Below are 7673 nucleotides of genomic sequence, written 5' to 3'. Positions count from 1 at the left end.
GCCGCCCGCGCGGACGGTCCCACGCGGTCCTCGCAGCCCCCCGCTCCTACACAGCCCGGTCCAGGACGTCCGACCCCCCCGGAGCACGGCAGAGGGCCCCGGCCGGCGGCCGGGACCCTCTGCTGTGTTACCCGTGGAGCTGGAGCGGCCTTACAGCTGGCCGAACTCCTCGCGCTTCGGCTGCGGCACGTTGGTGTCGTCGTACTCGTAGATGCCGATGTAGGCCTCGGTCGGATCGCCGTTCTCGTCGAACGAGATCGGGCCGGAGATGCCGTCGTAATCGATATCTTCGCCGTTGCGCAGCAGCGTGACACAGCCGGCAAAGTCGAAGCACTTTTCGCCGTCCGCAGACACGCCCTGCATCTCCTTGGCGATGTCCTCGCCCTTGGTGCTTCCGGCGGCCTCGGCTGCCAAGGCCACCAGGTTCACCGCGTCGTAGGACTCACCTGCGTAGGAGTAGGAATTGAGTTTGTCGTCAATCTCCGCCAGCGCCGCCTGGAAATCTTCCTTGGCGAACGTTCCGGGAATCGTTCCCTGTGCCCCGGCCATGGCGCCCGGATCGAGGTCCGCGCTCAGGTCCGAGGTGTTGCCGTCCACCAGGAACATCTGGTCGGGAGTGACTCCCTTGGACAGCAGCAGCGGTGCGATCGACTTGATCTGGTCAAAGGTGATCAGCGCGATCGCGTCGGGCTTGGCGTTGACGACGGCGTCTACCTGCGAGCTGAACTGGGAGTCGCCCTCGTTGAACATCTCGGTGGCCACAACCTGGCCGCCGGCGCCTTCAAACGCCTGCTTGACGTTCTCCGCCAGGCCGGTGCCATAGGCGTCGTTCAGCACGATCATGCCCAGCGTCTGGGCACCGCAGGACACCATGTAGCTGCCCAGCGTGCGGCCCTGCAGCACATCCGACGGCGCGGTGCGCCAGTACAGGTTGTTGTCGTCCCAGGTGGTGAAATCCGGCGAGGTGTTCGCCGGGGAAATCTGCACCACCCCTGCGCCGGTGATCTGGTTGATCACGGTCTTGGAGACGCCCGAGGACGCTGCGCCTACGACGGCGCTGACATTCTCGCTCAGCAGTTCGGTCACGGACTGGGTAGCGATGTCGGTGGTGGTATCGCCGGAGTCTCGCTGGATGGTTTCCACGTCCTTGCCCAGTACGCCGCCGGCCTCGTTGATCCGCTCAACGGCCAGCTCGACGCCCGCGACTTCCGGCGGGCCCAGGAAGGCCAGCGAGCCGGTGGCAGGCAGCAGCGTACCGATCTTCAGCGGGGTATCAGTGGAGCCCTTCGTCTCGGGAACGCCCGAGGGATCACCCGTCGCGCCTGCCGTGGGGCCCGCACCCTCCCCCGCGTCGGGACACACCAAACCGGATGCGCCCGCCGGCGCCGATGTCCCGGCTCCCCCGCCGGTCTCCGAGGGCGTTGACGTGCCCCCGCCGCACGCCGAGGCAAACAAAGCGATCCCCAAACCGAGCGCGGCCATCCTTCCCGCGCGTGCGGTGTTGCCGCCGGTGCCGAAAAGCACTGCATTGTGTGTTGCAGTCATGTATGTTTTCTCCTCGATCGAAAGGTCCGCGAACCTTTGATGCGATCACCAGGTATTCCTGATTACAGAGAAAACTAGTCCAATTTGTTGTTGAAAATAAGCGTTTTGGGTTACATCCTTGTAACGCTCGTCACATCCCAATCCGTACCCCCGGTGGGACTCGAACCCACACTGGACCGATTTTAAGTCGGTTGTCTCTGCCATTGGACTACGGGGGCTGGCACTCCGGCACCTACCTAGGGTACTTGATGGGCCTGCGCCGGTTCACAATCGCCCGAAGGGTTCGGCGTAGCGGAAAACACCCGCGGGCAGCGGACGGCCGGCCAGTGGGAGGGCCATGAAATTGGCGCCCCACGATGGATCCGGGGCACCGATGCCCAGTTCGCTGGCCGGCCGATAACCAAACCGCGGATAGTAGCCGGTGCTTCCCAGCAGCAGGATCACGCTCTCCCCGGCGGCCTCGGCGCGCTGCCGCGTTTCCTGCAGCAGGGCCGCCCCGATGCCCGCACGCTGACGGTTCGGCTCCACGGCAAGGGGGCCCAGCCCCAGCGCGGGCTCATCGCCAATCCAGCCGCGGGTGCTGATGACATGGCCGACGACGGCGCCCCCTTCCTCGGCGACGAGCGAAAACTGCGGCAGGAAGCCGTCGCAGTCGTACAACTCGGCCAGCAGCCGGGCTTCCACCGGTTCAACACCGTCGTCGGTGGCGAAGGCGCGTGCCACCAGCCCGAGCACGGCCGGCCGGTCGTCCCGCTGTTCTGTCCTGATCCTCACCGCAGCATTCTTTGCGGCCCCGCCCCAGGAAACCTTCCAGAAAGCAGTAAGGCCCGGGCACCGCCACAGCGGTACCCGGGCCTTGCCGCTGGTGTGCCTAGCGGCCGGTGGAGGCGAGTTCCTTGTCCGCCTCGGTGCCCTTGGCATCCCCTGCCGGCTTGGGAGCGTCGGCGGCCTGCGGGCGCGGCTTGGGGGAAGCCGCCTCGCGGAACTGGCGGTACGGAGTCTGAAGGTCGGCAAGGCGCGTGGTGTCGCGGCCCAGGAAGATCGTCCAGAACCAGTTCGAGATCACGCGGATCTTGCGCTCCACCGTCGGCATGGCCATCCCGTGGTAGCCGCGGTGGGCCATCCATGCCGGCCAGCCCTTGAGCTTGATGCCCATAATCTTGGCGACGCCCTTATTCAGGCCGAAGCCGGCGACGGCGCCCAGATTCTTGTGCTTGTACTCGGTGACGGTGCCCACGCCCCAACGGGCGGCGTAGATGTTCTTGGCAAGACGCTTCGCCTGGCGGATGGCGTGCTGGGCGTTCGGGACGCAGAAGCCTCCCACCCCGCCGCCGGTCAGGTCCGGCACGGCGGCGACGTCGCCGGCGGTCCAGGCTCCGTCGATCGGGCCGTTCTCGTCGATGATCTGGAGCGTGGCGTCGGCCTTGATCCGGCCGCGCTCGTCCTGCGGGAAGCCGAAGTTGCGCGCCACCGGGTTCGCCTGCACGCCGGCGGTCCACAGCAGGGTATCGGCCTCGAAGGTTTCGGCGGGAGTCTTGTCCGGCATGTTGATCAGCTCCAGCACGCCGCCCTCTGCCTTGGCTAGCGAGGTGTTGAGCATGACCTCGATGCCGCGCGAGCGCATGTGCTCCACGACCCATTCGGCCTGGTCTTCGGTGACCTCGGGCATGATCCGGCCCATCGCCTCGACCAGGACGAAGCGCAGGTCTTCCTGGCGCAGCCGCCCGTTCTTCTTGACGGCGGCGCGGGCCAGGTCCTCGATCTCGGTCATGGCCTCAATGCCGGCGAAGCCTCCGCCGACGCCGACGAAGGTCAACGCGCGGGTCCGCTCCGGCCCCTCCGGGAGCAACGAACCGGTTTCGATCCGCTCGAGGACCTTGTTGCGCAGTTCCACGGCTTCTTCGACCGTCTTCAGGCCGATGCCGGCCTCGGCCAGCCCCGGGATCGGGAAGGTGCGGGTAATGGCACCGGCGGCAACGACGACGTCGCGGTAGTCCAGTTCGAAGGCCTCGCCGACGGCGGGGGTGATCACGGCCTTCTTCGCCGCATGGTCGATCGACGTCACCTTGCCGGTGATGAGTTCGGTGTCCCGCAGGTGCTGCCGGTGGTTGACCACCACATGGCGGGCCTCGATGCTGCCGGAGGCCACCTCGGGCAGGAACGGCTGGTAGGTCATGTAGGGCAGCGGGTCCACCAAGGTCACGATGCCGCCGTGCCGCTTGACCTTCTTCTGGAGGTTCAGCGCGACGTAAAGACCAACGTAACCGCCGCCGACCACCAGGACGCGCGGACGATCGGACAGAGCAGGAGTGAGTGCCATGCCCCCAGTATAGCCGCTTTTGTGAAACTTTTCACGAAGTACTGGCGGCGGGCGTGACGGTCCGAAGGAACCCCCACCGACGGCGGGTGTGGGGGACCGAACGGCCCGAGGGGTCCGAGGAATCAGCGCTTGGCGGGCTTGCGGATCTCTTCCCGGATCGGCGGGATAAAGTCCGTGTTTGCTTCCTCGACTGCCGACGTCCCCTGCCGCACGGCCTTGCGCGCCCGCATGGTCTGGACGGCGCCCAACACCAGGACGGCGGCGATCAGTCCGCCGAACGAAAACACGAGGACGGCCGGCAGCACCGAGTCTTCGCTGGGCGGCGCGACCGCCACGGGCGTGGTCGGTTCCGGAATATCCGGCGCCTCGGCCTTGGACTGCACCGGAGCCTCCGACTGGGGCGCGGCGGCCTCGCCGCGGCGGTGCACCGTGATCCATTGCGCGATGGAGCCGAGCGGGTTGCCGGCGACCTCCGGCACGTCCGCGTTCAGGGCTGCGTCCGCATCGAGTACGCCGTAGCCGTAGATCGGATCATGGCCCGGAACACCGGCGTCCTTGGCCGTGCTGACGATGCGGTTGATCACCTGGGCCGCGCTCATGTCCGGGTACTTGGAGCGGATCAGTGCGGCCACGCCCGAGACCAGCGGCGTGGCACCGGAGGTGCCGGACCAGTCGGCATAGAGGCCGCCGGGCAGTCCGCCGACCAGGTTCTCGGCCGGTGCCGCAACGCCGATGACGATGCTCTGGGCCGAGGCCTCCTGGCTCGCCTCGCCGTCGCGGTTCAATCCCGCCACGGTCAGCACGCCGGGGATGGTAGCCGGGGCGCCGGACTGTTCCGTGCCGCCCGCGCGGTTGCCCGCGGCGGCGACGACTACCACGTCATGCTGCTCGGCGTAGAGGAACGCCGCGTCCCAGCTCTCCGGCCAGGAGGTGCTGGAGCTGGTCAATGACATGTTGATGACCTGCGCGCCATTGTCCACGGCCCAGCGAACGGCCGCCGGGATCTGCTCGTCCACGCCGATGCCCGAGGGGTTGGGCGTTCCCAGCCAGGTGGAGGCGGTCAGGATCTGTGCCTTCGGTGCCACCCCGATCACGCCGTCCGTGCCGGCGCCGATCCCCTCGTCCTTGTGCTTGGACTTGGACTTGGACTTGGACTCTTTGTCGTTCTTCTTTTTGTCGTCCTTTTTGTCTTTCTCGGGTGCATGGCCGCGTCCGGCCAGCAGGGTGGCAACCAAGGTGCCGTGTTCAGGCGTTTGCCCGATGCCACGCTGGCCATCGGGATCACCGGAGCCGGAGACGTCGGTACCGCCGACCACGGCACCCTTGAGGTCCGGGTGCGTCGCATCAACGCCGCTGTCGATCACTGCTACCTTGACGCCTTCGCCCTGCGATTCGTCCCAGGCGGCGCGGATCCCGTAGGCGTCCAGCCAGTATTCCTTGTCGCGGGTGTCGTCTGCCTGGGCCGGGCCGGCAAGCACCAACGAGGCGAGTACCGCGATCGCCGATCCCAGCGAGAAGGCCTTCGACGCGGCCGCGCGTCTGGCCGGCCGTTCACTGTCGCGCTGGCGCATGGGTATCCCTTCGTTGGCAAAGCGGTCTGGTCCCCGGAACCCGGGAAGCTCAGTGCGGCAGCCGGGTGGCCGCACTCAGGGCGATTCCGTCAAGAATATCGTGTTCGTTGGCGGTCGCACCGTCCACGCGGCCGGCGGTCAGTGCGGCCAGCCGTCGGGAAACGGTCCGCCAGATGAGCGCGCCGGCGCCGATGACATCCACCCGTCCCGGATGCATGTAGGGCAGCGCGGCCCGCTGTTGCCGCGTCATCTCCAGGAGGGAGGTGCACGCGGCATCCAGCCGGGCACCGTCCAGATGCGCCCCGTGGATGGTTTCCGGACGATACTCGGGCAGCTGCAAGGCGTGGGCGGTGACCGTGGTGACGGACCCTGCCACTCCGACCAGGCGGTCGACGTCGGCCAGCGGCACCTCGTCGAGCACGCGCGCCAGGTGTTCTTCGGCGCCCGCCACGGCGTGGGCAATCTCGGCGGCGGTCGGCGGATCCGAGAGCAGGTGCCGCTCGGTAAAGCGGACGCAGCCCATGTCGGTGCTGAGCGCGGCCAGCACCCCGTCGGCGGTTCCCAGCACGAACTCCGTGCTGCCGCCGCCCAGGTCCACCACCAGCACGTTCTCCCCCGGTTGCGGCGCCAGGACGTTGACGGCGCCCGTGAAGGACAGCTCGGCCTCTTCCCGGCCACTGATCACTTCAGGTTCCACGCCGAGGCGCTGGCGGATGCCGTCGACGAAGACCTGCCGGTTGGCGGCGTCGCGGGTGGCGGAGGTGGCGACAAAACGCAGGGTTTCGGCACCGTGGCTGCGCAGCTGGCCGGCGTAGTCCTCCGCCGCCGCGAAGGTCCGCTCCAACGCTTCCGGCGCGAGCGCCCCGGTGGCATCGACGCCCTGTCCCAGCCGCACGACTTTCATCTCGCGGACCACGTCGGTGAGCCCGCCGTCCTGGACATCGGCAATCAGCAGGCGGATCGAGTTGGTCCCGCAATCGATGGCTCCGACGCGTGCCACTAGGACCTGCCTCCGACGGCGTCGCCGGGCATGGAACCATCGACGGTGCCGGTGCCGCCGTCGTCGTCCGCCGCCTTCCCGGTGCCGCCGGCGCGCCGGGCCTTCTTCGCGGCCAGCTCTTCGGCCGTCAGTCCCTGCGTCCGGGTGTGCCGGCTTAGATCCCGGGCCGGCGCGGTGCCGTCCACATCCCAGGCCCCGGAGCAGTAGCAGCGGTCCGCGGTCCACCATTCGGCGATACGTTCGAGCGCTTCGTCGCCCAGCGGATTCACGCCGGGACCTGCGGCCAGCGAATGACCCACCAGGACGTGCAGGCATTTGACCCGCGTGGGCATGCCGCCGGCGGAGACTCCCGCGATTTCGGGCACGTCGCCGATGCCTGCCCGGCGGCCGACCTCGTCGCGGGCCGCCAGGTACTCCTCGTGCGCGCGGCGGTAGGCCGCGGCCAATTCGGGATCCTGCTCCAGCCGTTCGGTCATCTCCGTCATCACCCCTGCGGCCTCCAGCCGGGATACCGCTGACGTGATGACCGGGTGGGTCAGGTAGTACGTGGTGGGGAAAGGGATTCCGTTCCCCAGCCGCGGCGCCGTCGTGGCGACCAGCGGGTTTCCGCACACGCAGCGTGCGCCGATCTCCACGACGTCGCGCACCGGCCGGCCGAGCTGGCGGCTCAGGGTGTCGAGATCGTCGGGGGTGGGGGTGCGCTGAGCGTCGTTCATGGCTCAGTCCTTTCCTGGCGCTGCGGCCCTGGGGCAGGGCCGTGTGATCCGGCAGGCTCTGCCGGGAGGTCAGTCTGCTGCGGGCGAGTCTGTTGCCGCGCGGGTCACCGAGTTCCACAGGGCGTCCACCCACGGCAGGTCCTCGGGTGCGGTGGCGGAGGCATGTTTGTTGGACTCGCGCAGCCCTTCCGCGCCGGTGACCATGTACCGCTTCTCCCCCGGCATTACATAGAATATGCGATCCCGGGCCTGCTGCTTGATGTAGGCGGGATCGTCCCAGCGGGCCAGTTCCTTGGTCAGCTGTTCGTTCGAGTCTTTCTTGGCGGCGATGTCCGCCTGCAGCGCGGAGAGTTCCGCCCGCTGTTCAATGAAGATCCGCACCGACGGGGCCAGCAGCACGGTGATCGATACCAGCACCAGGGCCAGCGCCAGCAGGCGCCCGGAGAACGCCTTCGCCGGGACCGGCACGGCGTCGGCCGGGGTTTCCCTGGCCGGCGGGCGGGGCTTTTGGCCGGCAGCCG

General features: G+C 68.2%; 7 protein-coding genes and 1 tRNA gene. All 8 read right to left on the bottom strand.

Translation table 11 applies throughout. The annotated features are described in order from the left end of the window. Positions 1–150: 150 nt before the first annotated feature. Positions 151–1545, bottom strand: a complete 1395-nt coding sequence (locus AC5RV2_RS12285; protein ID WP_494092561.1) for an ABC transporter substrate-binding protein — start codon at positions 1543–1545, stop codon at positions 151–153. A gap of 145 nt (positions 1546–1690) precedes the next feature. Further along, positions 1691–1763: transfer RNA gene (locus AC5RV2_RS12280), tRNA-Leu, on the bottom strand. A 46-nt stretch (positions 1764–1809) separates the two neighbouring features. After that, positions 1810–2319, bottom strand: a complete 510-nt coding sequence (locus AC5RV2_RS12275; protein WP_494092560.1) for a GNAT family N-acetyltransferase — start codon at positions 2317–2319, stop codon at positions 1810–1812. 97 nt (positions 2320–2416) lie between these two features. Beyond that, positions 2417–3865: an NAD(P)/FAD-dependent oxidoreductase gene (locus AC5RV2_RS12270; RefSeq protein WP_494068228.1), complete on the bottom strand. Its 1449-nt coding sequence runs from the start codon at positions 3863–3865 to the stop codon at positions 2417–2419. 122 nt (positions 3866–3987) lie between these two features. Beyond that, positions 3988–5436: a S8 family serine peptidase gene (locus AC5RV2_RS12265; RefSeq protein ID WP_494092559.1), complete on the bottom strand. Its 1449-nt coding sequence runs from the start codon at positions 5434–5436 to the stop codon at positions 3988–3990. Between the two features lie 49 nt (positions 5437–5485). After that, on the bottom strand, positions 5486–6436 hold the full coding sequence (locus AC5RV2_RS12260) for a Ppx/GppA phosphatase family protein (RefSeq protein WP_494092558.1): 951 nt from the start codon (positions 6434–6436) through the stop codon (positions 5486–5488). After that, positions 6436–7152 carry a DUF501 domain-containing protein gene (locus tag AC5RV2_RS12255; RefSeq protein ID WP_494092557.1) on the bottom strand — a complete coding sequence of 239 codons (717 nt, stop codon included), beginning with the start codon at positions 7150–7152 and terminating at the stop codon, positions 6436–6438. Before AC5RV2_RS12255 ends, AC5RV2_RS12260 begins: the two co-directional genes overlap by 1 nt. Positions 7153–7221: 69 nt before the next feature. Next, positions 7222–7673, bottom strand: a 452-nt coding sequence (locus tag AC5RV2_RS12250; protein ID WP_494092556.1) for an FtsB family cell division protein, incomplete at its 5' end; no start/stop codon positions are given.

The sequence above is a fragment of the Arthrobacter sp. Y3225116 genome, from assembly GCF_059091245.1.
The sequence above is the reverse complement of the archived record's forward strand: the minus strand, read 5'-3'. Positions and strand labels throughout refer to the sequence as shown.